Origin of the sequence: Microbacterium sp. SD291 (assembly GCF_017355365.1) — a bacterium.
Lineage (GTDB): Bacteria > Actinomycetota > Actinomycetes > Actinomycetales > Microbacteriaceae > Microbacterium.
The window spans coordinates 267,099-289,449 of record NZ_JADIJR010000001.1 but is presented as its reverse complement, the minus strand read 5'-3'; the positions used below and the strand labels follow the sequence as shown (position 1 = coordinate 289,449).

At 69.9% G+C, this 22,351-nt stretch carries 26 protein-coding genes; 10 read left to right on the top strand and 16 right to left on the bottom strand.

Annotated features, from left to right (window positions below):
- The first annotated feature begins 36 nt into the window (after positions 1 to 36).
- Genes IPV10_RS01305 through IPV10_RS01295 form a run of 3 tightly spaced genes read left to right on the top strand, consistent with a single transcriptional unit; the run spans position 37 to position 1,910 of the window.
- Positions 37 to 657 (top strand): pyridoxamine 5'-phosphate oxidase family protein, encoded by a 621-nt coding sequence (locus tag IPV10_RS01305; RefSeq protein WP_307861025.1) that lies wholly within the window; start codon positions 37 to 39, stop codon positions 655 to 657.
- Positions 654 to 1,088: a cupin domain-containing protein gene (locus IPV10_RS01300; RefSeq protein WP_207479570.1), complete on the top strand. Its 435-nt coding sequence runs from the start codon at positions 654 to 656 to the stop codon at positions 1,086 to 1,088. Before IPV10_RS01305 ends, IPV10_RS01300 begins: the two co-directional genes overlap by 4 nt.
- Positions 1,089 to 1,130: 42 nt before the next feature.
- Positions 1,131 to 1,910, top strand: coding sequence for a family 16 glycosylhydrolase (locus IPV10_RS01295; RefSeq protein ID WP_307861024.1), 780 nt, complete (start codon positions 1,131 to 1,133; stop codon positions 1,908 to 1,910).
- Here the strand turns inward: IPV10_RS01295 and IPV10_RS01290 are convergent.
- The 4 genes from IPV10_RS01290 to IPV10_RS17265 are packed head-to-tail and all read right to left on the bottom strand — an operon-like array spanning position 1,891 to position 3,855.
- Complete coding sequence (locus IPV10_RS01290) at positions 1,891 to 2,718, bottom strand: SURF1 family protein (RefSeq protein ID WP_207479566.1); 828 nt, start codon at positions 2,716 to 2,718, stop codon at positions 1,891 to 1,893. The two genes, IPV10_RS01295 and IPV10_RS01290, sit on opposite strands and share 20 nt — an antisense overlap.
- Positions 2,715 to 2,909 (bottom strand): hypothetical protein, encoded by a 195-nt coding sequence (locus IPV10_RS01285; protein WP_207479564.1) that lies wholly within the window; start codon positions 2,907 to 2,909, stop codon positions 2,715 to 2,717. The genes IPV10_RS01290 and IPV10_RS01285 overlap by 4 nt, the downstream gene beginning before the upstream one ends.
- Positions 2,906 to 3,256, bottom strand: coding sequence for a DUF3099 domain-containing protein (locus tag IPV10_RS01280; RefSeq protein WP_207479562.1), 351 nt, complete (start codon positions 3,254 to 3,256; stop codon positions 2,906 to 2,908). Before IPV10_RS01280 ends, IPV10_RS01285 begins: the two co-directional genes overlap by 4 nt.
- A 53-nt stretch (positions 3,257 to 3,309) precedes the next feature.
- Positions 3,310 to 3,855, bottom strand: a complete 546-nt coding sequence (locus tag IPV10_RS17265) for a DUF4190 domain-containing protein (protein WP_207479560.1) — start codon at positions 3,853 to 3,855, stop codon at positions 3,310 to 3,312.
- A gap of 136 nt (positions 3,856 to 3,991) precedes the next feature.
- On the opposite strand from IPV10_RS17265, the gene IPV10_RS01270 reads away from it, so the two are divergent.
- Positions 3,992 to 4,702 carry a beta-ketoacyl-ACP reductase gene (locus IPV10_RS01270; RefSeq protein WP_207479558.1) on the top strand — a complete coding sequence of 237 codons (711 nt, stop codon included), beginning with the start codon at positions 3,992 to 3,994 and terminating at the stop codon, positions 4,700 to 4,702.
- 38 nt (positions 4,703 to 4,740) lie between these two features.
- On the opposite strand, the gene IPV10_RS01265 is transcribed toward IPV10_RS01270, so the two are convergent.
- Genes IPV10_RS01265 through glgC form a run of 3 tightly spaced genes read right to left on the bottom strand, consistent with a single transcriptional unit; the run spans position 4,741 to position 7,396 of the window.
- On the bottom strand, positions 4,741 to 5,436 hold the full coding sequence (locus IPV10_RS01265) for an alpha/beta fold hydrolase (RefSeq protein WP_207479555.1): 696 nt from the start codon (positions 5,434 to 5,436) through the stop codon (positions 4,741 to 4,743).
- 32 nt (positions 5,437 to 5,468) lie between these two features.
- Entirely contained in the window at positions 5,469 to 6,104 is a 636-nt protein-coding gene (gene serB, locus IPV10_RS01260; RefSeq protein ID WP_207479553.1) for a phosphoserine phosphatase SerB, read from the bottom strand.
- A gap of 50 nt (positions 6,105 to 6,154) precedes the next feature.
- Entirely contained in the window at positions 6,155 to 7,396 is a 1,242-nt protein-coding gene (glgC, locus tag IPV10_RS01255; RefSeq protein ID WP_207479551.1) for a glucose-1-phosphate adenylyltransferase, read from the bottom strand.
- Between the two features lie 47 nt (positions 7,397 to 7,443).
- Between glgC and glgA the strand changes: the two genes are divergently transcribed.
- The 3 genes from glgA to IPV10_RS01240 all read left to right on the top strand — a co-directional run bounded on the left by glgA (position 7,444) and on the right by IPV10_RS01240 (position 9,800).
- Positions 7,444 to 8,628, top strand: a complete 1,185-nt coding sequence (glgA, locus tag IPV10_RS01250; RefSeq protein ID WP_207479549.1) for a glycogen synthase — start codon at positions 7,444 to 7,446, stop codon at positions 8,626 to 8,628.
- 18 nt (positions 8,629 to 8,646) lie between these two features.
- The gene (locus tag IPV10_RS01245; protein ID WP_207479547.1) at positions 8,647 to 9,432 is read left to right on the top strand and encodes an ABC transporter ATP-binding protein; all 786 of its coding nucleotides are present in this window, start codon (positions 8,647 to 8,649) and stop codon (positions 9,430 to 9,432) included.
- A gap of 110 nt (positions 9,433 to 9,542) precedes the next feature.
- Complete coding sequence (locus IPV10_RS01240; protein WP_207479545.1) at positions 9,543 to 9,800, top strand: type B 50S ribosomal protein L31; 258 nt, start codon at positions 9,543 to 9,545, stop codon at positions 9,798 to 9,800.
- Between the two features lie 57 nt (positions 9,801 to 9,857).
- Here IPV10_RS01240 and IPV10_RS01235 read toward each other — a convergent pair whose 3' ends face one another.
- The 3 genes from IPV10_RS01235 to IPV10_RS01225 are packed head-to-tail and all read right to left on the bottom strand — an operon-like array spanning position 9,858 to position 13,487.
- Complete coding sequence (locus tag IPV10_RS01235; RefSeq protein WP_207479542.1) at positions 9,858 to 10,139, bottom strand: hypothetical protein; 282 nt, start codon at positions 10,137 to 10,139, stop codon at positions 9,858 to 9,860.
- Between the two features lie 53 nt (positions 10,140 to 10,192).
- Complete coding sequence (locus tag IPV10_RS01230) at positions 10,193 to 11,440, bottom strand: alpha/beta fold hydrolase (RefSeq protein ID WP_207479540.1); 1,248 nt, start codon at positions 11,438 to 11,440, stop codon at positions 10,193 to 10,195.
- 46 nt (positions 11,441 to 11,486) lie between these two features.
- Positions 11,487 to 13,487 carry a DUF262 domain-containing protein gene (locus IPV10_RS01225; protein WP_207479538.1) on the bottom strand — a complete coding sequence of 667 codons (2,001 nt, stop codon included), beginning with the start codon at positions 13,485 to 13,487 and terminating at the stop codon, positions 11,487 to 11,489.
- A gap of 174 nt (positions 13,488 to 13,661) precedes the next feature.
- Here IPV10_RS01225 and IPV10_RS01220 point away from each other — a divergent pair, with 174 nt between their 5' ends.
- Positions 13,662 to 14,435, top strand: coding sequence for a hypothetical protein (locus IPV10_RS01220; RefSeq protein WP_207479646.1), 774 nt, complete (start codon positions 13,662 to 13,664; stop codon positions 14,433 to 14,435).
- Between the two features lie 173 nt (positions 14,436 to 14,608).
- Positions 14,609 to 15,112 carry a DUF3145 domain-containing protein gene (locus tag IPV10_RS01215; protein WP_207479536.1) on the top strand — a complete coding sequence of 168 codons (504 nt, stop codon included), beginning with the start codon at positions 14,609 to 14,611 and terminating at the stop codon, positions 15,110 to 15,112.
- 157 nt (positions 15,113 to 15,269) lie between these two features.
- Here IPV10_RS01215 and IPV10_RS01210 read toward each other — a convergent pair whose 3' ends face one another.
- Entirely contained in the window at positions 15,270 to 16,670 is a 1,401-nt protein-coding gene (locus tag IPV10_RS01210) for a PLP-dependent aminotransferase family protein (protein ID WP_207479534.1), read from the bottom strand.
- Positions 16,671 to 16,765: 95 nt separating this feature from the next.
- Here IPV10_RS01210 and IPV10_RS01205 point away from each other — a divergent pair, with 95 nt between their 5' ends.
- Positions 16,766 to 17,425, top strand: coding sequence for a YitT family protein (locus IPV10_RS01205; RefSeq protein WP_207479532.1), 660 nt, complete (start codon positions 16,766 to 16,768; stop codon positions 17,423 to 17,425).
- Positions 17,426 to 17,491: 66 nt separating this feature from the next.
- Here the strand turns inward: IPV10_RS01205 and IPV10_RS01200 are convergent, their stop codons facing one another.
- The 5 genes from IPV10_RS01200 to IPV10_RS01180 form a co-directional block, all read right to left on the bottom strand.
- Complete coding sequence (locus IPV10_RS01200; protein WP_207479530.1) at positions 17,492 to 18,727, bottom strand: beta-ketoacyl synthase; 1,236 nt, start codon at positions 18,725 to 18,727, stop codon at positions 17,492 to 17,494.
- 92 nt (positions 18,728 to 18,819) lie between these two features.
- Entirely contained in the window at positions 18,820 to 19,068 is a 249-nt protein-coding gene (locus tag IPV10_RS01195; protein ID WP_067352341.1) for an acyl carrier protein, read from the bottom strand.
- A 69-nt stretch (positions 19,069 to 19,137) separates the two neighbouring features.
- Entirely contained in the window at positions 19,138 to 20,139 is a 1,002-nt protein-coding gene (locus IPV10_RS01190) for a beta-ketoacyl-ACP synthase III (protein ID WP_207479528.1), read from the bottom strand.
- Positions 20,136 to 21,056, bottom strand: a complete 921-nt coding sequence (locus IPV10_RS01185; RefSeq protein WP_207479526.1) for an ACP S-malonyltransferase — start codon at positions 21,054 to 21,056, stop codon at positions 20,136 to 20,138. Before IPV10_RS01185 ends, IPV10_RS01190 begins: the two co-directional genes overlap by 4 nt.
- A 93-nt stretch (positions 21,057 to 21,149) precedes the next feature.
- The gene (locus IPV10_RS01180; RefSeq protein ID WP_207479644.1) at positions 21,150 to 22,349 is read right to left on the bottom strand and encodes a CdaR family transcriptional regulator; all 1,200 of its coding nucleotides are present in this window, start codon (positions 22,347 to 22,349) and stop codon (positions 21,150 to 21,152) included.
- Positions 22,350 to 22,351: the final 2 nt, after the last annotated feature.

Genomic DNA, 22,351 nt, shown 5'->3' with positions numbered 1-22,351 from the left:
GCCTCGCACCCTCTCGGCCGTGGCATAGTCGAGAGCGTGCGGCCCGAACAGAGCATCCCCTCGACCGACCTGGCAGCCTGGCTGCGTGCGCTGCCCGCCCTCACCGGAACCGCGCCGCCTCTCGACCTCGAGACGATCCCCGCCGAGCCGGAGACGCTGTTCCGCATCTGGATCGCGGATGCCGCGGATGCACACGTGCCCGAGCCGCACGCCGCGACCCTGGCGACCGTCGATGCGGAGGGTGTCCCCGATGCGCGGACGTTGATCCTCAAGGGAGTGGACGGGCACGGCTGGGCCTTCGCGGGACCACGGTCCTCGCGCAAGGGCGCGCAGCTCGCTGCCGCACCCGCCGCCGCACTCGGCTTCTGGTGGCAGCCGGTCGTACGCGCCGTGCGCGTACGCGGAATCGTGCGCGAGGCGACGCCGGAGGAGAGCGCCGCCGACCTCGCGGCGCGCTCCGGCGCCGCTCGCGACGGCATCGCACCGGGGGACTGGGTGCTCTGGCGGATCATCGCGTCGCGCGTGGAGTTCTGGCAGGGATCGGCGGACCGGAACCACACCCGGATCGTCTACGACCGCATCGAGGACGGCTGGCGGCGGACCATGACAGGTGCCTCGGCCGGGGCGAGCGAACATGACACGGAGGAGCAGGGATGAGCGGATATCAGGTGGTCGAGATCGGCGACCTCGACGAGTGGCGCGGCCACCACGGCGGATTCGACGCCACGCGCTCGCGCGACGGCCGGAGGGTCGTGGACCACGAGCTGACGATGCAGTTCATCGGGATGACCGCGAACGCCCTCGTTCCGGGGGAGGAGGCCGGGTACTGGCACGTGCACGACCGGGTCGAGGAGATGTACGTGTTCCTCGCCGGCCGTGGACAGATGGGCCTGGACGACGATGTCGTCGACGTCGGACCCGGCACCGTGATCCGGGTCGGGCAGGGCGTCGCGCGCACCTGGCGCGCGCGTCCGGACAGCCCGGGGGAGCTGCGCTGGCTCTGCATCCGGGCGGGCGGGGAGGAGCTGCCGCATCTGCCGGACGACAGCGCGCGTCTCCCCGAGCGTCCGATGCCGTGGCAGGACTGAGGCCGGCCGCTCCGACGTCGGCGGTGCATGGGAGGATGGCGCGTGACCATCCGCTCTGAGCCGCTTCCGCCCGTTCCCCGACGCCTCGCGGACTTCGACGACGACTTCTCCGAAGGTCTCCGGCCTGACCGGTGGGTGCCGCACTATCTGCCGCACTGGAGCACGCCGGAGCGCTCCGAGGCGCGCTACGGGATCGGCGTCCATGGACTCGAGCTGCGCATCGAGGAGGACCAGCCGGACTGGCGGCCTGAAGATGCGCCGCTGCGCGTCTCGAACGTGCAGACGGGGACGTACTCCGGCCCGGTCGGCTCAGCGCGAGGCACGCATCGCCACCGCTCCGATGGCCTCGTCGTCCGCACCGAGACCCCGGAGCGGCTGCTGTTCGCGCCCTCGCGCGGCCGTGTGGACATCACGGTGTCGGCGAGCACGGATGCCGGCTGCATGCTCGCCGCGTGGCTCGTCGGCGTCGAGCACCGGTCCGAGGATGACGCCGGGGAGATCTGCATCTTCGAGATCGACGCGGAGGCCGTCGGCGCCACGACGACCGCGCGGACGGGCGTCAAGGCGCATCACGACCCGCGGATGACGACCGACATGACCGAGGTCGTGCTGCCGTTCGACGCGAGCCGGGCACATACCTGGACTGCGATCTGGGGTGCGCGGGAGACGGTGATCGGCTGCGACGGTGTCGTCGTCCGCCGGATCCCTCAAGCCCCTGACTACCCGATGCTGCTCCTCATCGACCTCTTCGAGGTCGGTGGGCGAGGTGGGACCTACCCGAAGACGGCGTCCGTCTCCCGGGTCACCGCCTGGGCGGAGTGAGCCTCTCGCGCACGTCGAGGAGTTCGTCCTCGACGTCGGCATCCTTGTCCCGGCGCCGTGAAGCCCGCACCGGCGCGGCGATGCCCTCCTGCTCCTCGTGGTGCTTCACGATCTCGGTGCGGATGATGTAGCCGATGAACACGAAGCCCATCAGCGCGAACAGGATCCACTGGATCGCATAGGAAAGGTGCGGCCCCGGATCCTCGGTGGGGGATGCGAAGCCGCCGAGCGAACCCGGCTCCTCGCTGATCAGCTGTCCGTAGGCACCGGTGATCAGGTCCCCGTCCACGAGGTCGTCGACAGAAGGCAGGTGGATGGTCGGCACCTGCCCATCGGGGGCTCCTCGGCCCGAAGCCGGGAGCTGTTCCCCAGGGCGCAGGCGCACGGTCACCTCGACCTCGCCGGAGGGCGGCGCGGGTACGGCGTCCGGTGACTCGCCGTCACCAGGAGGAACCCAGCCGCGATCGACGAGGAAGAGACGTCCATCCGCATCCCGGAACGGGGTCAGCACCTCGAAGGCGCTCGTGCCGCCGTGCGGCCGGTTGCGCACCAGCACCTGCTCGTCAGCGAGGTACTCGCCAGCGAGCGTGACCGGATGCCATTCGTCCTCCGGGTCCAGCACGCCCGCCGATCCGATCAGATCGGCCAGCGGCACCGGCTCCGCGTCGTAGTTCCGCTCGACCAGAGCGATCTGGTCGGCGCGCGATTCGTTGCGCTCGAACTGCCAGTTCGAGAGGAAGGCACACGCCACCGCGAAGCCGATGGCGATGAGGACGTAGACGCTCCAGCGCAGCATCCGCGGGCTCATGCGGGAACCCCGGGGCGCACGGTCACCGGGAAGTCGCGTGCGGCGAGGTAGTCGTGGAGGAAGCCGCCGTGCTCGTCGCAGGCGAGCCAGATCTTCTCGCGGTCGGCGGTGTGGATGCGCGGATTGCGCCACACGACCTGCTGCGTCGCCGCATTCCGGCACCCGGCGCGCGAGCACTCCGGTGCGGTCACGCCTCGTCCTGGCGGTTCTCGCGGACCGTGAGGATCTGCGGTTCTGTGTCATCCGCCGCGGTCTCGGCCGGTGCCGCCGCCTCGAGCTGCTGCAGCGGGGACTCCACGACGGTCTCGGTGCTGTCGCTGCCAGCGTTGGCGAACACGACGGCGATGTAGGGCAGCACCGCGGCGGCGATGGCGAACACCCAGGTGTACCAGCCGTACGGCTGCACGAGGACCATCAGGCCGAAGCACGCGATCCGGATCGTCATCGTGAGCGCATAACGGCGCACGCGATGGTCAGCCTCATCCTGCGGCGACTGCGGCAGGGAGGTGACGGCAGGGACCAGGCGCTTGCTCTTCACGATGCATCCAGCCTACGCCGGTGCAGGCCGCCCGGCGCGCGATCCGCGCGGTATCAGCTGCTGAAGATGAACGGCAGGGTGAAGGCGCCGAGGAACACGAAGCTGATCACCATGGTGACGATGCCGATCAGGATCACGGCGACCATCACGTAGCCCAGGATCAACCCGGCGAAGGCCATTCCGCGGCCGCCGAGAGCAGGGTTCGCCTTGGTCTGGCGCAGCACCATGTGGCCCGTGATCACGGCGACGATCGATGCCAGGATCGGCACGATCGCCCACGACAGCACGACGCCGCCGATGCCGCAGATGAGCGAGGTGATCGCCAGGCCGCTGCTCGGACGGGGCGCCGGATAGGCGGGAGCCCCGTAAGCCGGATAGCCAGGGGCCTGCTGCTGCACGGGTGCGGCTGCGCCGTAGTAGCCCTGCGGGGGCGCGGGGGCGGCGTAGGCGGGAGGCTGAGCGCCGTAGGCGGGAGGCTGAGCACCCGGGTAGGCGGGCGCGGCGCCCGGATAGGCCTGGACGGGCTGCGCGGCGGGCGCGACGGGCGGTGGCGTCGGCTGCGGGTCGCCTGCCGGAGTGGGGATGCTGCTATCGCTCACGCTGCGTGCCTTTCGTCGTGCTCAGCGTTTCAGCAGCACCCGGTTCTGTCAAACCTCTCTCGGAGCACCGACGGCATCCTCGATAGGATCGCCTATGACCCGGCCACGGAATCCGCCGGCCAGATCAGGAGTGGAAATGAGTTCTCAGCGCGTCGTCCTCGTCACCGGAGGCAACCGGGGCATCGGCCGGGCCATCGCCGAGCGATTCGTCCGTGAGGGCTACAAGGTCGCGGTCACGGCTCGCAGCGGGGAAGGCCCCGATGGCACGCTCACGGTGCGTGCGGACGTCACCGATGCCGCCGCCCTCGACGCCGCGTTCACCGAGGTCGAGCAGCAGCTCGGACCCGTGGAGATCGTCGTCGCGAACGCCGGGATCACGAAGGACACACTGCTCCTGCGCATGAGCGAGGACGATTTCGACAGCGTCGTCGCCACGAACCTCGGCGGCACGTTCCGTGTGGTCAAGCGCGCCTCGAAGGGCATGCTGCGCGCCCGTTTCGGTCGCGTGATCCTCATCTCCAGCGTCGTCGGCCTCTACGGCTCCGCCGGACAGGTCAACTACTCCGCCTCGAAGAGCGCCCTCGTCGGCTTCGCCCGCTCGCTCACCCGTGAACTCGGCGGCCGCGGCATCACCGCGAACGTCGTCGCGCCCGGATTCATCGAGACCGACATGACGGCCGAACTCCCCGAGGAGACGCAGAAGCAGTACAAGGCCAGCATCCCGGCCGGGCGCTTCGCCACCCCCGACGAGGTCGCCGGCGTCGTGACCTGGCTCGCGAGCGACGACTCCGGTTACATCTCCGGCGCCGTGATCCCCGTCGACGGGGGCCTCGGCATGGGGCACTGAGCCCCGCCTGACGCGCTGCGGCGGCGCAGACCCGCTCGTCAGCGGGCGATCGCGGCGAGCATCAGCTCGGCGAGGCGCTGCGGCGCGGAGAACTGCGGCCAATGACCGGATCCGATGCGCACCACCTCGACGTCGTCGATGGCGCGGAACTCATCGGCATACGGCCCCCAGTTCTCGAGCTCCGACTCCAGCGTCTCCCGGTCGAGTCCGCCCATCAGCAGCGTGACCGGCACGCGGTGACGCGCGTCGTCGGCGAGAGCGATCGGATCGGCGGGGACACGGGCCGGCACGCTGTGCGTGAGCGGCGCGGTCCGCGCCCGGGTGACGTCGTCGAGATCGTCGACGTCTTCGGCGGGGAAGAAGTCCCAGCCGGGGAACGGGATGACGCCGTCGACCACCTCGAACTCGCTGATCCCCGACCCCGCCGGAGGCGGGACCGTGTCGACGAAGATCACCCGGGCGACCCGATCAGGACGCGCATCTGCGACACCCCAGGCGACGTTGCCGCCGCCGCTGTGCCCGACGACCACGACGGGGCCGGGTACGGCATCGACGGCGGCGACTCCCGCCGCCACCCAGTCCGCGATGCCGATGTCGGACGACGCGGACGCGGGAGCGTCGAGACCCGGCATCGTGAGCGGATGCACACGGTGCCCCGCGCCCTCCAGCCGGGGGAGCACCTCGGCCCAGCTGGTCGCGTCGAGCCAGAGACCGGGGATGAGGATGATGTCCATGCCACGAAGCTAGCCGCGGCCGCCGACATCCGCTACGGCAGCAGGGCGATGACCTCGGAGAGGTCCTGCGGGCCGACGACCAGGCTCGCCGCCGCGCGCACGGCGGGCTTCGCGTTGAACGCGAGGCCGAGGCCGGCGACGGCCATCATCTGCAGATCGTTGGCGCCGTCGCCGATCGCGATCGTCGCGTGCGGGGCGACGCCGAGGTCGGCGGCCCACTCCTGCAGCGACGCGGCCTTGGCCGCTGCGTCCACGATCTCGCCGTCGACCCGGCCGGTGAGGGCGCCGTCGGCGACCTCGAGTCGGTTGGCGCGCCAGCGGTCGACGCCGAGCCCCGGCGCCACATCGTCGAGGATCTCGTGGAACCCGCCGGACACGACGCCGACGACTCCGCCGCGGTCATGAACGGCCGCGGTGAGCTCGCGCACGCCGGCCGTCGGCTCGATGCGGGCGAGGACCCGCGCGAACGCGGTGACCGGCACGCCCTCGAGGGCCGCCACGCGGGTGCGCAGGCTGGCGGCGAAGTCGACCTCCCCGCGCATCGCCGCCTCTGTCGCGGCCTGCACCTCGTCGCGCCGCCCCGCCTCATCGGCGAGCAGCTCGATCACCTCATTGCGGATGAGGGTGGAATCGGCATCGAGGACGACGAGGAAGCGCGCAGAGGTCACGCGTTCGAGCCTAGCGATCGGCGCCGGGGACGCGACGCCGCGTGACGCGCTCAGCGCTCGACGTGCACGCCCTTGCCGACGACCGTGATGCCCGACTCCGTGACGGTGAAACCCCTGGCGAGGTCGCGCTCGCGGTCCACGCCCACCGTCGCGCCGTCGGCGAGGACGACGTTCTTGTCGAGGATGGCACGGTGCACGCGGGCGCCCGCGCCGACCCGGACGTGATCGAACAGCACCGAGTCGGTGATGGTCGAGCCGCCGCCGGCCAGCGTCCACGGACCCACGACGCTGCGCTCGACATGGGTGCCGGAGAGCACGCATCCGAGGGAGACGATCGAGTCGATCGCGTTGCCGATGCGGCCGACCGAGTCGCGCACGAACTTGGCGGGCGGCGAGTTCACGGCCTGCGAGTGGATCGGCCACTCCATGTTGTACAGGTTGAACACCGGCAGCGTGGAGATGAGATCCATGTGGGCGTCGAAGAAGGAGTCGATCGTACCGACGTCGCGCCAGTACGAGCGGTCACGCGGCGAGGAGCCGGGCACGTCGTTCTGCTTCATGTCGTAGTAGCCGGCCTCGCCTCGGTCCACGAAGTACGGCACGATGTCGCCGCCCATGTCGTGACCCGACGTCGGCGACTCGCCGTCCGACTCGACCGCCTCGATCAGGGCGTCGGCGTCGAAGATGTAATTGCCCATCGAGGCGAGCACCTCGTGAGGGGAGTCGTCGAGGCCTGCGGCATCCGTCGGCTTCTCCAGGAACTGCTTGATGCGACCAGACTCCGTGTCCGCGTCGATGACGCCGAACTGCGACGCGAGCGCGAGAGGCTGACGGATGCCGGCCACGGTCGCCTTCGCGCCGGACTCGATGTGGGCGTCGAGCATCTGCCGGAAGTCCATCCGGTACACGTGGTCGGCGCCGATCACGATGACGATGTCCGGCTTCTCGTCGTTGATCAGGTTCAGGCTCTGCAGGATGGCATCGGCGGATCCGGAGAACCAGCGCTTTCCGAGTCGCTGCTGAGCGGGCACCGAGGCGACGTACGAGTCGAGCAGGGCCGACATGCGCCAGGTCTGCGAGATGTGCCGGTCGAGGCTGTGGGACTTGTACTGGGTGAGCACCACGATCTGCCTCAGCCCCGAGTTGATGAGGTTGGAGATCGCGAAGTCGATCAATCGGTACTGCCCTCCGAAGGGCACGGCCGGTTTCGCCCGGTCCGCCGTCAGGGGCATGAGACGCTTGCCCTCGCCGCCGGCGAGGATGATGCCGAAGATCTTCTTTGGTGCGGACATGGCTCCACCCTAGAGGGCGAATCCCGGCGTGTACTAGCGTTTCGAGCATGCGAGTCGAAATGATCACGAAGGAGTACCCGCCGGAGGTCTACGGCGGTGCCGGTGTGCACGTCGCGGAGCTCGTCGCCGCGCTGCGGCAGAGCATCGAAGTGCGTGTCCGCGCCTTCGGCGCGCCCCGCGATGAGGCCGGAACCTTCGCCTACAGACCGCCGTCCGAGCTCGCGAACGCGAACGCCGCGCTGCAGACCCTCGGCACCGATCTCGAGATCGTCTCCGCGATCGCCGACGCCGACCTCGTGCACAGCCACACCTGGTACGCGAACTTCGCCGGGCACATCGCCTCGCAGCTGCACGGCATCCCGCACGTGCTCACCGCGCACAGCCTCGAGCCGCTGCGACCGTGGAAGGCCGAGCAGCTCGGCGGCGGCTATGCGGTCTCCAGCGGCATCGAGAAGCTCGCGTACGAGAACGCCGCCGCGGTCATCGCGGTGAGCGCCGGCATGCGCGCCGACATCCTGCGCAGCTACCCGAACGTCGACCCCTCGAGGGTCAGGGTGATCCACAACGGCATCGACGTCGAGCGCTGGCATCCCGTGCAGAACCCGGAGTTCCTGCAGTCGATCGGCATGGACCCGGAGCGTCCTTCGGTGGTCTTCGTCGGCCGCATCACGCGGCAGAAGGGGCTGCCGTACATGCTCCAGGCGGCGCGGCTGCTGCCGCCCGAGGTGCAGCTCGTGCTGTGCGCCGGCGCACCGGACACCCCGGAGATCATGGCGGAGGTGCAGGAGGGCGTGCGGCTGCTGCAGCAGACTCGCGAAGGCGTGATCTGGATCGAGAAGATGCTGCCTCGTGACGAGCTCTCCGCGATCCTCACGGCTGCCACGACGTTCGTCTGCCCCTCCGTCTACGAGCCGCTCGGCATCGTGAACCTCGAGGCGATGGCCTGCGGCGCCGCAGTGGTCGGCACGGCCACCGGGGGCATCCCCGAAGTCGTCGACGACGGCGTGACGGGGCGGCTGGTGCCGATCGAGCAGGTGCAGGACGGAACCGGCACTCCGGTCGACCCTGAGCGCTACGTCGCAGACCTCGCGGCAGTGCTGACGGAGGTGACCTCCGACCCGGCCCGCGCGAAGGCCTACGGCGAGGCAGGACGCGAGCGGGCGAGGGACGAGTTCAGCTGGGGCGCGATCGCCGACACCACCCGCGCGCTGTACGCGGAGCTGACCGCCTGAGCCGATAGGCTGGTTCGCATGTCGATCGCCCTGGAATTCACCGACGTCGTCGTGCGCCGCGAGGGGCGCAACATCATCGATCACGTGACCTGGCAGGTCGCGGATGATCAGCGCTGGGTGATCCTCGGCCCGAACGGCGCCGGCAAGACGACGCTGCTGCAGCTCGCTGACACGCTGATGCATCCGACGTCCGGCACGGTCACCGTGCTGGGGGAGACGCTCGGCCGGACCGACGTGTTCGAGGTGCGTCCCCGCATCGGATTCGCCTCATCGGCCATGGCCAAGCGCGTGCCGCGCGACGAGACCGTGCTGAACGCCGTGCTGACCGCCGCGTACTCGGTCCTCGGCCGCTGGAACGAGAGCTACGAGGACATCGACGAGCGCCGGGCGCTTCGCGTGCTCGGCGACTGGCGCCTCGACCACCTGGCCGACCGCACCTTCGGCACGCTGAGCGACGGCGAGCAGAAGCGCGTGCAGATCGCCCGCGCGGTGATGACCGACCCCGAGCTGCTGCTCCTGGACGAGCCGACGGCGTCGCTGGACCTCGGCTCGCGCGAGGAGCTGCTCGCGCTGCTCAGCGGATACGCCTCCTCGCCGACGACCCCGGCGATGCTGATGGTGACGCACCACGTCGAGGAGATCCCCGTCGGCTTCACCCACGTGATGCTGATCCGCGACGGCCGGATCGTGGCGGCCGGCCCCATCGCGGAGGCCCTGACGGCCGAAGCCCTCACCGAGGCGTTCGGCATGCCGATCTCGCTCAGCACCGAGGACGGACGCCACGCCGCGCGCGCGGCGTCCTGAACCGGGTCACTGATCCTTTCGAAGTCCTGTTAGAATCGATCCTTGGTGCTCTCAGCACCGCAGACTTCCCTCGCCCCTGGCACAATCCAGGGCACTGATTAAGGAATCCCATGAAGACTGACATTCACCCCGATTACCAGGCTGTCGTGTTCCGCGACCTCGGCTCGGGCGAGACGTTCCTCACCCGCTCCACCGTGACCAGCGACAAGACCGTCGAGCTGGACGGTGTGGAGTACCCCGTCATCGACGTCGAGATCTCCTCGGCCTCGCACCCGTTCTACACGGGCAAGCAGCGCATCATGGACTCGGCCGGTCGCGTCGAGAAGTTCAACCAGCGCTTCAAGGGCTTCGGCGGCTCGTCCAAGTAAGGACCCTCGCCGCGAAGGCCCCGCGCTCCTCGGAGCGCGGGGCCTTTCTCGTCCCCTTCAGAGGTCGAGGATGATGCGGTCGCCCTGAATCCTGCTCGAAGGATCGCCGGACGACGGCGCCGGCGCTGTCCGCTCGGACTGACGATCGCGCTCCATGCCGGCTTCGTGCGCCGACGGCATCCAGATCGCATCGAAGGCGCCTCCCAGCCCGCCGCCTGCGCCCCTGTACTTCACCTCGACCGGCTTCGTCGACATGCTCCGCACGATGGCGAAGACGATCAGGCAGGGACCGAGCGTGACCGCGAGCATCACCTGCAGCCAGCCGATCACGTCGTCCATGCGCTCAGCGTACGCGGACATCCTCCGCACGGCATCCGCCTGCAGGGGGATGCTCAGCGGATGCGGCGGCCCTGGGCGAGATCGATCAGGCGCGTCAGCACGGGGCCGGAGCGCAGGCCGTTGTGCTCATGCTCGCTGGTCACCCAGAGCTTCACGCCCGGCAGGAGCCGCGCCGTCTCCAGGGAGAACTCCATCGGCACGTACACGTCGTTGACGTAGACGGCTGCGGCGCCGGTCGCTCCGGATGCCGCGATCGCATCGGCGTCGTAGATGCGGGGCCACTCGAACTCGGCCAGCTCCAGTGCGACCTCCCGCCACGGGCGGAACGCCGGCACCGTCTCGGTCCATTCCCGTCTGATGTGCTCGCCGGTGAACAGCGTCACATCCTCGCGGAAGTCCGCGGGCTCCGTCCGCTCGGCCGACCACCGCGTGGCCTGGCCGCTCGCGTAGCTCGATTCGTGGAAGGCGAAGTACATCGGATTGCGGCCGTCGAACGGCATCGCGTGCATGAGGTCGTGACGGAACGCGTTGGAGGCGGGGTCGCGCTCCAGCAGTGACCACAGGGTCTGCCAGCCGTCGTCGGTGCCGAGCGCCGACCCGGCCGAGCGCAGCCGGGACGGCGTGACGACCTCGCCGTCCGGGAGGACGATCCCGCCGGCATCCGCGAGGTCGACGAGCCGCCGCATCGCGTCGCGGTGCTCCGGGAATCGCCGGTAGTACGCCTCGGATGCCGTGCGCATCTTGTCATAGCAGAGCGCGTACACGTCATCGGGGTGGCGTCCGACGGTGCTGAGACCGCCCGTGATGAACACGTCGTCCAGGGACGCGGCGTCGGTCGACAGGTACGCGAGCGTGGTGAAGCCGCCGAACGACTGGCCGAGCACGCTCCAGGTCTCCACCCCGAGGTGCGTGCGCACCGCCTCGCAGTCGCGAACGATCGAGTCGGCGCGCAGGTGCGTGAGGTGCTCGGCGACCGCGGAGGCGCCCCGCTGCAGATCGGCATCCCCGACAGGCGTGGACAGGCCGGTGCCGCGCTGGTCGAGCAGCACGAGGCGGTAACGGGCGAGGGCCTCGTCGAGCCATGCTGGCGCGGTCGTGGCGTGGAACGGCCGCGGAGCCTCATGCCCCGGTCCGCCCTGCAGGAAGACCAGGTAGGGGAGGGCCTCGCCGCCCTCGCGCGTCACGACCCTGGCGAAGATGTCGATCGTGCGGGTGTCGGACGGATCCGACCACACCAGCGGCACGGTCAGGGTGTGCTCTTCGACGGTCAGATCCAGCAGGCGACGGACTACGGTGCTCACCCCTCGAGCCTAGCCGCCGGCTGCGCCCGTTCCTCGTGGGCTCGACCTACATCACGTTGCCGATGTAGGAGTACTTGACGAAGACCTCGGACGCGAGGCCCGACTCCTCCAGCACCCCCTGAACGGCGCTCATCATGTAGTTCGAGTCCCAGCCCATGTAGAGGAAGTGGCTCTCGTCGAGCTCGTCCCACTGGCCCTTCCATGCCATCTCGTCATAGATGGGGCCGCCGTGCTCGGCGCAGTAGGTCAGCGCGGCCTCCCGCGTGTCGGTCCATGCCCGCCGCATCACGCGGTTGAACAGGTACCTGACGTCCGGCACCTCCCACCGCTCGCCGCGGTACTCGACGTATTCGAACTCGCGCTCCCAGCCGGCCGGCCAGCCACGGCGGCGCACGGCGTCGAGGATCGGGGTGAGACCGTCGTCGTCGATCTCCGGCATCGCGGGGCGCGCCCAGATGCGCAGCAGATCCGAGGTCAGCCGCACGGTCCGCTCGGTCATCGCGGCCGTGCCCCAGGTCGCAGTGTCCCCGAGCTCCCGCGTCGCCGGCACGCCGCTCCGCGAGTAGGCATCCGCTCGCTTCACGGGGTACGACGCTCCGAACACGCGCTCGGCGAGGTGCGGTTCGAGCAGCGTGAGGTTGCCCAACGTCGGCGCGAGAGCACGATGACTGTTCTGCTCGTCCTCGGAGTACTCGCTCCACAGCCGCACGCCGTCACCCGACCACACGTCGCTCGGCACGGGCGGCACGATGTGCTCGACATCGAGGCCGGAGGGATCCTCGACGCCTTCCAGCCGCCCGAGCACGTACGCGGCGTGGGGGAGCTCGCTGTACTTCAGCACGGCGCTGACCCGCTCGTCGGACGGCGTGATCCGCGCGAACGCCCGCGTCAGGGAGTCGCGGCCCTCGCCTCGTGCACGGCAGAGCCGCGCGATCAGACGCTCCGTCGGCAGGTTCACCAGCGTGCGGCGCAGGTACAGCGCCTGGATCCGCTCCAGGGTCTCGATGAGCTCCTCGCGCTCGATGAGCCCGCGGACGTGGTCGCTGTAGACGCTCAGCACGAGCGGATAGGCGGCGCGGCCGAACGTGTTCACGAACCTCAGCTGACTGGCGATCTCCGGATCGCCCTCCCGAGAGGGATCCAGCAGGATGCCGTAGATCTCGGCGTAGTGCCGCCAGATCTCGGCATCCGCCTGCAGATGCGCGACGTCGACCCGCGGGAACGAGCGACGGAACGCGCTGTACACCCCGTGCTCGCCGTTCGCGGCGACCTCTCGCCCCGTGGTCATCACCAGATAATGCCGCCAGAAGGCGCCGATCGTCTCGCCGGTGTGGCGCTCGATCGGAAGCCAGAACCGGGCCTCGACGTCGAGCTGCTCGGCGTGGGTGAGGCCCATCAGGATGTAGTTGTGGATCAGCTCGTGGTCGCGCAGCGGCTCACCCGTCGAGTTCAGGCTCTCGAAGATCTGCTGCGCGTTCGCCTCGGCGCCGAGAGTGATCGAGACGTGCTCGAGCCGCTGCAGTCCGCGCCAGATCCGGGGCGCCTCCTCGACGTGCACCTGGCTGCGGAAGAAGGCGTAGTTGTCGTCGAACCGCGACTCGCGGTCGGCGTCGTCCCGGCGATCCAGCACCACCGACTCGTAGAGTTCGGCCCAGGCTTCGTGCGGGCGCAGCTTCGTGCGGGAAGGCTCGTCGTGACGCACCAGCACGCGCTCGAGCTCGCCCGCCATCGCCGGGTCGCTCGCCCGCACCGAGTGGTGCAGCGCCGCGACGAGCAGCATGAGCGTGGTGATGCGCTGCTGACCGTCGATGAGCACGAGGTCGCTGTCGGCGGCGGCGTCGTGGGCCGACAGGATCGAGCCGATGAAGTGGCGGTGGCCGTCTGCTTCGTCCGCGACCGCGCGGATGTCGGCGAGCAGCCGCTCGCATCCGCCGATGTCCCACCGGTACTGGCGCTGGTACACGGGAACGACGATGGCGGTGGACCCGGCCGCGAGCCACTCGATCGTGTTGACTGCTGTCGCCTCGACGTTGGTGGCTGCGCTCATGCTGGTGTCTCGTCCTCCTCTGACGCCGGCGAGGAGGCCGCCCGCGCGCCCGGATCAGTCTATTCGCTTATTCACGGGGCCCCTCCGCGGCGCTCCGGGGTGGACTGTTAGGCTCGCCTTATCAGGGCCTGTTAAAACGTGCTGGCCCCCGATGAAGGGAACATGTCTCAGATCATGGGATACATCAAATCCGCTGCACTCGAGGAAAAGGGCTTCGTCGTCCTCGACAGCTACGACCAGGAGCTCGACCCCAAGGAATGGCTCGACATCGAGTACAACGACTGGAAGTCATCCGGTGACACGCGTTTCGCGCCGCTCGCGAGTGCCAAGGGCGAGATCGAATGCAACGGCTTCTGGAACCACAAGCCGCCGCGCACCGACAAGGACGGCGTCTGGATCGATTCGCAGACCGCCAAGGCGCCCAATCTCACGCGCCGCGCCCAGGAGCCGGGTGCGAACGTCGGTCGCTGCCGCGTCATCGAGCTGCAGCCGACCCCGTACGGCGAGTGCCTCTACAACCTGCACCAGGACGACAACAACCGCCTGAACCCCGACGGCACCGGCTGGGTCGTCCGCGGCTTCTTCAACCTCAGCGACGACAAGGACAGCTTCTTCGTCCTGCGCGAGAACCGCACCGATCCGAGCATCGAGTACCGCATCGCGCTTCCGGCGGGCGCCCAGCTCATCGTCGACACGCAGCGCCTGTGGCACGCCGCCACGCATGTCGGCACCGACCCGCGCTACTGCCTCATCACGTCGTGGACCTCGGGCCCCGAGCTCGACGCGTACATCGAGAAGTACAACGGCACCGATGACGTCCCGAACGTCGACGTCCCGCAGGACGTGCTCGAGGCCGGCTACGCCGAGCAGGCGCGCCGTGACGCGGCGCGGGCCGCGTACTATGCGGCCAAGGGCCAGCAGGTCAAGCAGGCCATGAGCGAGGCCTGACCCTCGATCCGCATGAGCGAAGGCCCCGGTCGCGAGACCGGGGCCTTCGTCGTGTCGAATGACATGCTTGTCATTTCCGCGGTTCTGGGTCATAATCACCTCATAACCGCATATTCTCGCCACTTCGTGGTTCAGGTCGTTGGGGAAGACGCACCTGATGAAACGGAGAGATCATGGCGACGGCTTACGCACGCGGAGTGGTGTTCATCCACTCTGCGCCTCGCGCGCTCTGCCCGCACCTGGAATGGGCGGTGGGACGCGCCATCGGGCGTGCGGTGAACTTCGACTGGACCGAGCAGCCGGTGCTCGACGGCGCGCGTCGCGCCGAGTTCTACTGGGACGGCCCTGTCGGTACCGGCGCCGCTCTCGCGACCGCCATCCGCGGCTGGGAGCACCTCCGCTTCGAGGTCACCGAGGATCCGACTCCGCGCAGCGACGGCGGCCGCTGGCTGCACACACCGGATCTCGGCATCCATTTCGCCCAGACGGACGCCGCCGGCAACATCGTCATCGGCGAGGATCGCATCCGCTACGCGATGGAGATCGCGGCGGGCAGCGCGGCCGAGCTGCAGCGCGAGCTCGACATCGCGCTCGGCTCGGCCTGGGACGAGGAACTGGAGCCGTTCAGGCACGCGAGCGATGATGCCCGCGTCGTCTGGCTCCACAAGGTCGGATAGCCGAGTGATCCGGTCAGACCTGGAGCCGGGAGGCGTGAGTATCGGATGCCGGTGAATCATCCCGGACGCTGAGAATACGTATCCCGCTCCGCACCACGAGGACCCCGCCCCCGCTCGACGGAGGCGGGGTCCTCGTCGTCGCGGGTCTGGTCGCGGATCAGATCACGGCGGCGTGCGGCAGCTCGCCCGGTCGTCGCGCTCCGCTCCTGACATCGACCCAGGCCAGGCGGAGCCGCTCCATGGCGTCGGCAGTGCGCTCGGGCGGGAGTGTGATGGGGATCCGCACATGACGCTCGAGCACCCCGCCGGTGGAGAAGCGGGGTCCCGGCGGCAGGATCAGTCCGTGCTCGCGTGCCGCCAGGGACAGCATCGTCGACACCGGCATCCCGAGGTCGATCCAGGCGGACAGGCCGCCGCTCGTCGACGGCATCCGGATGCCGTCCATCCCATGCAGCCCCGCCTCGACGGCTGAGCGCCCTGCGCGGAGCCGGTCGCGCACGTGGGCGGTGAGAGCCGGCATCTCGGCGAGCAGCTCGACGGCGATGCACTGCTCGAGCAGCGCCGTGCCGAGTTCGAACGACGGCCGGGTCGCCAGCAGTCGCGACACGATCGAGCGATCGGCGCGGATCCAGCCGATCCTCATCCCGCCCCACGCGATCTTCGACATCGAGCCGACCGTGATCACGTGAGGTCCGAAGGCCGCCATCGGGACCGGAGCCCAGCCGCGGTCGATGTCGAGCTCGGCCGTGGTCTCGTCGACGATGAGGTGGGTTCCGGTGCTGCGGGCCGTGGCCGCGATCCGCGACCGGTCGTGATCGGAGAGCGTCGCGCCCGTGGGGTTATGGAAGTCGGGGATCAGGTAGGCGAGGTGCGGCCGGCTTCCGAGCAGCAGCTCGGCGAGGTGACCCGTGTCCCAGCCGTCTGCATCCACCGGCGTCGGGAGCATCCGGTAGCCGTGCCGGTGCAGGGCCTCGAGCGCATGCGGGAACGTGGGCTGCTCGACCACGGCCTGCGACCCGCGTCTGCCCATGGTCGCCAGGATGAGGTTGACGGCGTTGAGCGCCCCCGACGTGATGATGATCTCGTCGAGAGAGGTGGGGGCGCCGCGCTGCGTGAATCGCCGTGCGACGGCTTCCCGGAGCTCGGGCAGCCCCCGCAGGGAGTACCCGCTGGTGCCGCGCATCGCGGCGAGGCGGGGCAGGGAGCGCACCGTGGCGTCGTACAGGCCGGGGGTCGAGTCCATCGACGCGATGGAGAGGTCGATCGCGTCCTCGTCCTCGGTGGCCGCCGGTGCGATGTAGTCCTGAGGCAGGGCGACGCGGGTGCTCCCGCCGTGCAGGCGCGTCACGTAGCCCTCGCCCTCCAGCAGGCCGTACGCGCGCGTCATCGTGGAACGCGAGCGATGCAGCTCGAGCGCCAGGGCTCGCTCGCTCGGCAGTCGCTCGCCCACCGTCAGCCGCCCGTCGAGGATCAGAGCCCTGATGCGCTCCGCGAGCGCCGCAGCGGTCGCGCCGGCGACGTTCGCGGCACCGAGCTGTTCAACCAGTCGTGAGGCCATACCCCCAGCATGCCCGAAAGTGGTCTGGTATGTGCAGGCCACTATTCGCAGAGTGGTCTGCCCGGTGCCACGTGCGGCCAGGCCACCATGGAGGGATGCACCTGCGTTCCCTCTTCCTCCCCATCGTCGCCGCCGGCCGGCGGGATATCACCGAGCGCGTCATCCAGCTCCTCGTCGGCCTGTTCCTCTACGGCGTCGCGCTCGGCCTGATGGTCCGCGGCGGGATCGGGGTCGCGCCGTGGGACGTGCTCTCCCTCGGGGTCTCCGGCACCACCGGGATCGGATACGGGATGGTGACGAATCTCGTCGCGGTCGTGGTGCTGCTGCTGTGGATCCCGCTGCGTCAGCGACTCGGCCTCGGCACCGTCCTCAACGCGATGCTGATCGGGCCGAGCGCGGATCTGACGCTGTGGCTGCTGCCGCCGGCGCCTTCCGTCTGGCTCGGCGCGCCGCTGTTCCTGCTCGGCCTGGTGCTGCTCGCGTTCGCCACCGGGCTGTACATCGCGGCCGACTTCGGCCCAGGGCCGCGTGACGGGCTGATGACCGGTCTTGTGGCGCGGACGGGATGGCCGGTGTGGATCGTCCGCACCCTCATCGAGGGAAGCGTGCTCGTGATCGGCTTCCTTCTCGGCGGGCCGGTCGGCGTCGGCACCGTGCTCTTCGCCTTCGGCGTCGGACCGCTCATCGGCTGGTTCCTGCCCGCCGTGACGCGGATCCGCACCCGGCGCAGCGCGCAGCTCGCGGCGCGGCGCTGACTTCCCGCCCGACGCAGAGAGCGGGCCCCCGCCTGACGGCGAGGGCCCGCTCTCTGCGTGCGAGTGTCAGTCGTCGACGCTCGCGATGGCGACGACGGCGTTGTGACCGCCGAAGCCGAACGAGTTGCTGATCGCGAGCTGCGGCTCGTCGCCCAGCGGCTGCGGGTCGCCGGAGACGCGCAGCGGGATCTCAGGGTCCTGCGTCGTCAGGTTGATGGTCGGCGGTGCGACGCGGTTCTGCACGGCGAGGACCGTGAAGATCGCCTCGAGCGCCCCGGTGCCGCCGAGCAGGTGCCCGGTCGATGCCTTGGTGGCGGAGACGGGGATGTCGTGCACGCGGTCGCCGATGACGCTCCGCAGTGCGGTGTACTCGTTGGGATCGCCCACCGGCGTCGAGGTGGCGTGTGCGTTGACGTGCGTGATCTCGTCCGGCGTGCGGCCGGCGGCCTCGAGCGCGAGCTTCACCGCACGGGCGGCGCCCTCCGGCGCGTTCGCCGTGATGTGGTACGCGTCGGCGGTGACGCCGCCGCCGACCACCTCGGCGTAGATCTTGGCGCCGCGGGCCTTCGCATGCTCCTCGGTCTCGAGGATGAGCACGGCGGCGCCCTCGCCCATCACGAAGCCGTCTCGGTCGGCGGAGTACGGACGGGAGGCGTGAGCCGGGTCGTCGTTGCGACGCGACAGCGCCTGCATGGAGGCGAAGGACGCGATCGTGATCGGGTGGATCGCGGATTCGGTGCCGCCGGCGATCACGACGTCGGCGAGCCCCGACTGCAGGTGCTCGTAGGCGTTGACCAGCGACTCGGTGCTGGAGGCGCACGCGGAGGCAACGGTGCGCGCGAACGCGCGGGCGCCGAAGTGGAGCGACAGATTGCCTGCCGCCGAGTTCGGCATCAGCATCGGCACGGTCATCGGCATGACGCGTCGGGGGCCCTTCTCGCGCAGCGTGTCCCACGCGTCGAGCAGGGTCCACACGCCGCCGATGCCGGTCGCGAAGTCCACGCCCAGACGGTCGGGGTCGACATCGGGGGTGCCGGCATCCGCCCACGCCTCCATCGCCGCGATCAGCGCGAACTGGGAGGACGGGTCGAGGCGCTTGGCCACCGGGCGGGCGAGAACCTCCTCCGGACGGACGATCGCCTCTGCGGCGAACGTGACCGGAAGCTCGAGCTCGGCGACCCATTCGTGCTCGAGGCTGCGTCCTCCGGACATTCCTGCGAGCAGGTTGGTCCAGTTCTCCGGTGCCGTGCCGCCGATGGCGGAGGTGGCGCCGATGCCGGTGACGACGATGCGCTTGGTCATGGTTGGTTCCTTGTCGAACGGTTCTCGCGCGAGGTACGGGCAGGCGGAGGATGCCACGCCCCGCGGTCGCGGGGGTGGCATCCCGGCGCGGATTACTCCTGGCCTGCGACGATGAAGCTGACGGCGTCGCCGACGGTCTTCAGGTTCTTGACCTCGTCGTCGGGGATCGTGACGCCGAACTTCTCCTCGGCGTTGACGACGATCGTCATCATCGAGATCGAGTCGATGTCGAGGTCGTCGGTGAACGACTTCTCGAGTGCGACCTCGTCTGCCGAGATGCCGGTCTCGTCGGTGATCAGCTCTGCGAGGCCGGCGAGGACCTCATCGTTGGTGAAAGCCATGTGGTCTTCCTCTTTCTTGCGGGTTTGTTATCGGAACCGTGGAACAGTCTAGAGAAGGTCAGGTCGTTCTCAGGGGAGGACGACGACCTGGGCTGCGAACACGAGGCCCGCGCCGAAGCCGATCTGCAGTGCCAGACCGCCGGACAGCTCCGGGTGCTCCGCCATCAGCCGGTGGCTGGCGAGCGGGATCGAGGCCGCGGAGGTGTTCCCCGTCGTCTCGATGTCACGGGCGATCACGGTGGTCTCCGGCAGCTTCAACTGCTTGGCGAACTCGTCGATGATGCGCATGTTCGCCTGGTGGGGGATGAACGCGGCGAGATCGGATGCCTCGACGCCTGCCTTCTCGAGCGCCTCGCGGGCGACCTTGGCCATCTCCCACACCGCCCAGCGGAACACCGTCTGGCCCTCCTGGCGGAGCGTCGGCCAGGCGGCCTCGCCGTCACGGAACTCGGTCAGCGTGCTGTTCATGCCGACGGCGTCCGCCTTCGACCCGTCCGAACCCCACACCGCCGGAGCGATGCCGGGGGTGTCGCTCGGGCCGATGAGCGCGGCTCCGGCGCCGTCGCCGAGGAGGAACGAGATGCTGCGGTCCGTCGGGTCGACGATGTCGGACAGCTTCTCGGTGCCGATGACGAGCGCGTAGCGCGCCGCACCCGCCTTGATCAGGGCGTCCGCCTGGGTGATCGCGTACGCGTAGCCGGCGCAGGCGGCGTTGACGTCGTACGCCGCGGCCGGGTTCGCACCGACGCGGTCGGCGACGATCGCCGAGACCGACGGCGACTGCTTCGGGTTGCTGATGGTGGCGACGATCACCAGGTCCACCTGGTCGGCGGGGACGCCGGCCTTCTCGATCGCCTCGGCCGCAGCCGTGGTCGCGAGATCGATGGCGTCGGTGCCCTTGTCGGCACGGACTCGGGTGATGATGCCGGTGCGCTGGCGGATCCACTCGTCGCTGGAGTCGATCGGGCCGATGAGATCGTCGTTGGGCACCGCGTTCTCGCCGCGGGCGGCTCCGTAGGAGTAGATGCGCGTGTACGCGGGCCCGGTGACCTGGTTCAGGGTGGCGCTCATGCGGCTTCTCCGTTCAGCAGCGCTGCCGCTGCATCGAGATCTTCGGGTGTCTTCACGGCGACGGCGGGAACGCCGCGCAGTCCGCGCTTCGCGAGGCCGGTGAGTGCGCCGGCGGGTGCGAGCTCGATGAGTCCGGTGATGCCCTGATCGGCGAACGACGCCATGCAGAGGTCCCAGCGCACCGGCGAGGAGACCTGGTCGACGAGGTACGACAGCGCGGTGGCGCCGTCCGGCACGACGGACCCGTCGCGGTTCGTCCAGAGGCTGAGATCGGGATCCGACGGCGTGACCGTGGAGACGGCATCGCGGAGGGCGGCGACGGCCGACTCCATGTATGCCGTGTGGAACGCGCCGGCCACCTGCAGCGGGATGACGCGGGTGCCCTTCAGGGGCTCCTCCGCGAGTGCGGCCAGCGCGGGAAGCGCTCCGGCGACCACGAGCTGTCCGCCGCCGTTGTAGTTGGCAGGGGAGAGGCCCAGCTCGGCGAGACGCGCGAGAACCGCGTCCTCATCGCCGCCGAGGACGGCGCTCATCCCGGTCGGCGTCTGCGCTGCGGCATCCGCCATCGCGCGTCCTCGGATGCCGACCAGACGCATGCCCGTCTCGGCATCGATCACGCGGCTCTCCACGAGGGCCGCGATCTCACCGACCGAGTGGCCGGCGACGCCGTCGGCACGCCGTCCCGCGCGGGCCGTCAGCGCATCGGCGGCGATCAGCGAGGCCGCGACGATCAGAGGCTGGGCGATGCGCGTGTCGCGGATCGTGTCGGCATCCGACACCGTCCCGTGCTCCTGCAGGTCGACCTGCGCCGCCTCGGAGAAACCGGCGAGGCGTTCGGACACGCCATCCAGCTCGAGCCAGGGGGAGAGGAAACCGGGGGTCTGCGAGCCCTGTCCAGGGCATACGACGACAATCACATCACTCAGTCTGCCAACGATCCGCCGCGAGCGGTGGATGAACCATCACAAGATTGCGAGAAACCCTTGTGTGTGGCGCACAGCAGGTCGGCGTCAGCGCTGCTGCGGACGGCGCAGGGGAGGGCGGCGGCGCACCTGGTCGGCGGCGCCGATGGAGCCGAGGATCAGCGCCGTCTGCAGGATGAGCGCCTCGCGCGGGCCAGTGGCGTCCCAGCCGATCACCTCGCTGACGCGCTTGAGGCGGTAGCGCACCGTGTTGGGATGCACGAAGAGCTCGCGGGCCGTCGCCTCTAGCGACCGGCCGTTGTCGAGGTAGCTCCAGAGCGTCGTCACGAGGTCGGTCGAATGCGACTGCAGCGGCCGGAAGATGCGCTCGATGAGGGTCTGCTTGGCGAGCGGATCGCCGGCGAGGGCGCGCTCGGGGAGCAGGTCGTCGGCCTCCACCGGCCGGGGCGCGCCGCGCCAGGCGCGTGCGACGGCGAAACCGGCCAGCGCGGCGCGAGCGCTCTGGCTCGCGTCGACGAGCGCCGCGACGGGGGGACCGAGCACGACGTAGCCGGGGCCGAACGAGGGCTCAAGGCGCGTGGCGATCTCGTGGAAGCCGAGCTCCTCGTCCTCGCCCTCCTGCCCGGAGATGCGCGCACGGCCGAGTACGAGCACGAGCCTCGAGCCCTGGACTCCGATGAGGACGTCGACCGCGAGCTTGCGCGCGGTCCTGCGCACCAGGTCGACGTCGAACTGCGGCGGCGTCGTGCCGACGAGCACGGCGACCTCGCCGTGGCCGTGCCAGCCCAGCGCCGCGATGCGGCTCGGGAGCTCCTCGTCGGCCTCGCCCGTGAGGATCGAGTCGACGACGAGCGCTTCGAGGCGCGCATCCCAGAGACCACGCGCCTCGGCGGCTCTGGCGTAGACGTCGGCCGCGGCGAAGGCGACATCGCGCGAGTACAGGAGGATCGCCTCCCGCAGCCCGCCGTCCTTGCCCGCGACGCGCTCCTCGGTGACCTCAACGGTCACGCGGATCAGCTGCAGGGTCTGCTGCAGGCTGACGCTCCGCAGCAGCTCACGCGGAGCGGCCGCGAAGATGTCGGCCGCGATCCACGGAGTGGAGGTCGGGTCGTCGTACCACTGGATGAACGAGGTGATGCCGGCCTGCGCCACCAGCCCGACCGCTGAGCGGCGGGCCGGTGGCATGTCGGCATACCACGGGAGGGTGTCCTCCAGGCGCTTGATCGTCACCGAGGCGATGTCGCCGGAGATCCGGCGCAGCCAGGTGAGGGTCGCGGCCTTGTCCATGC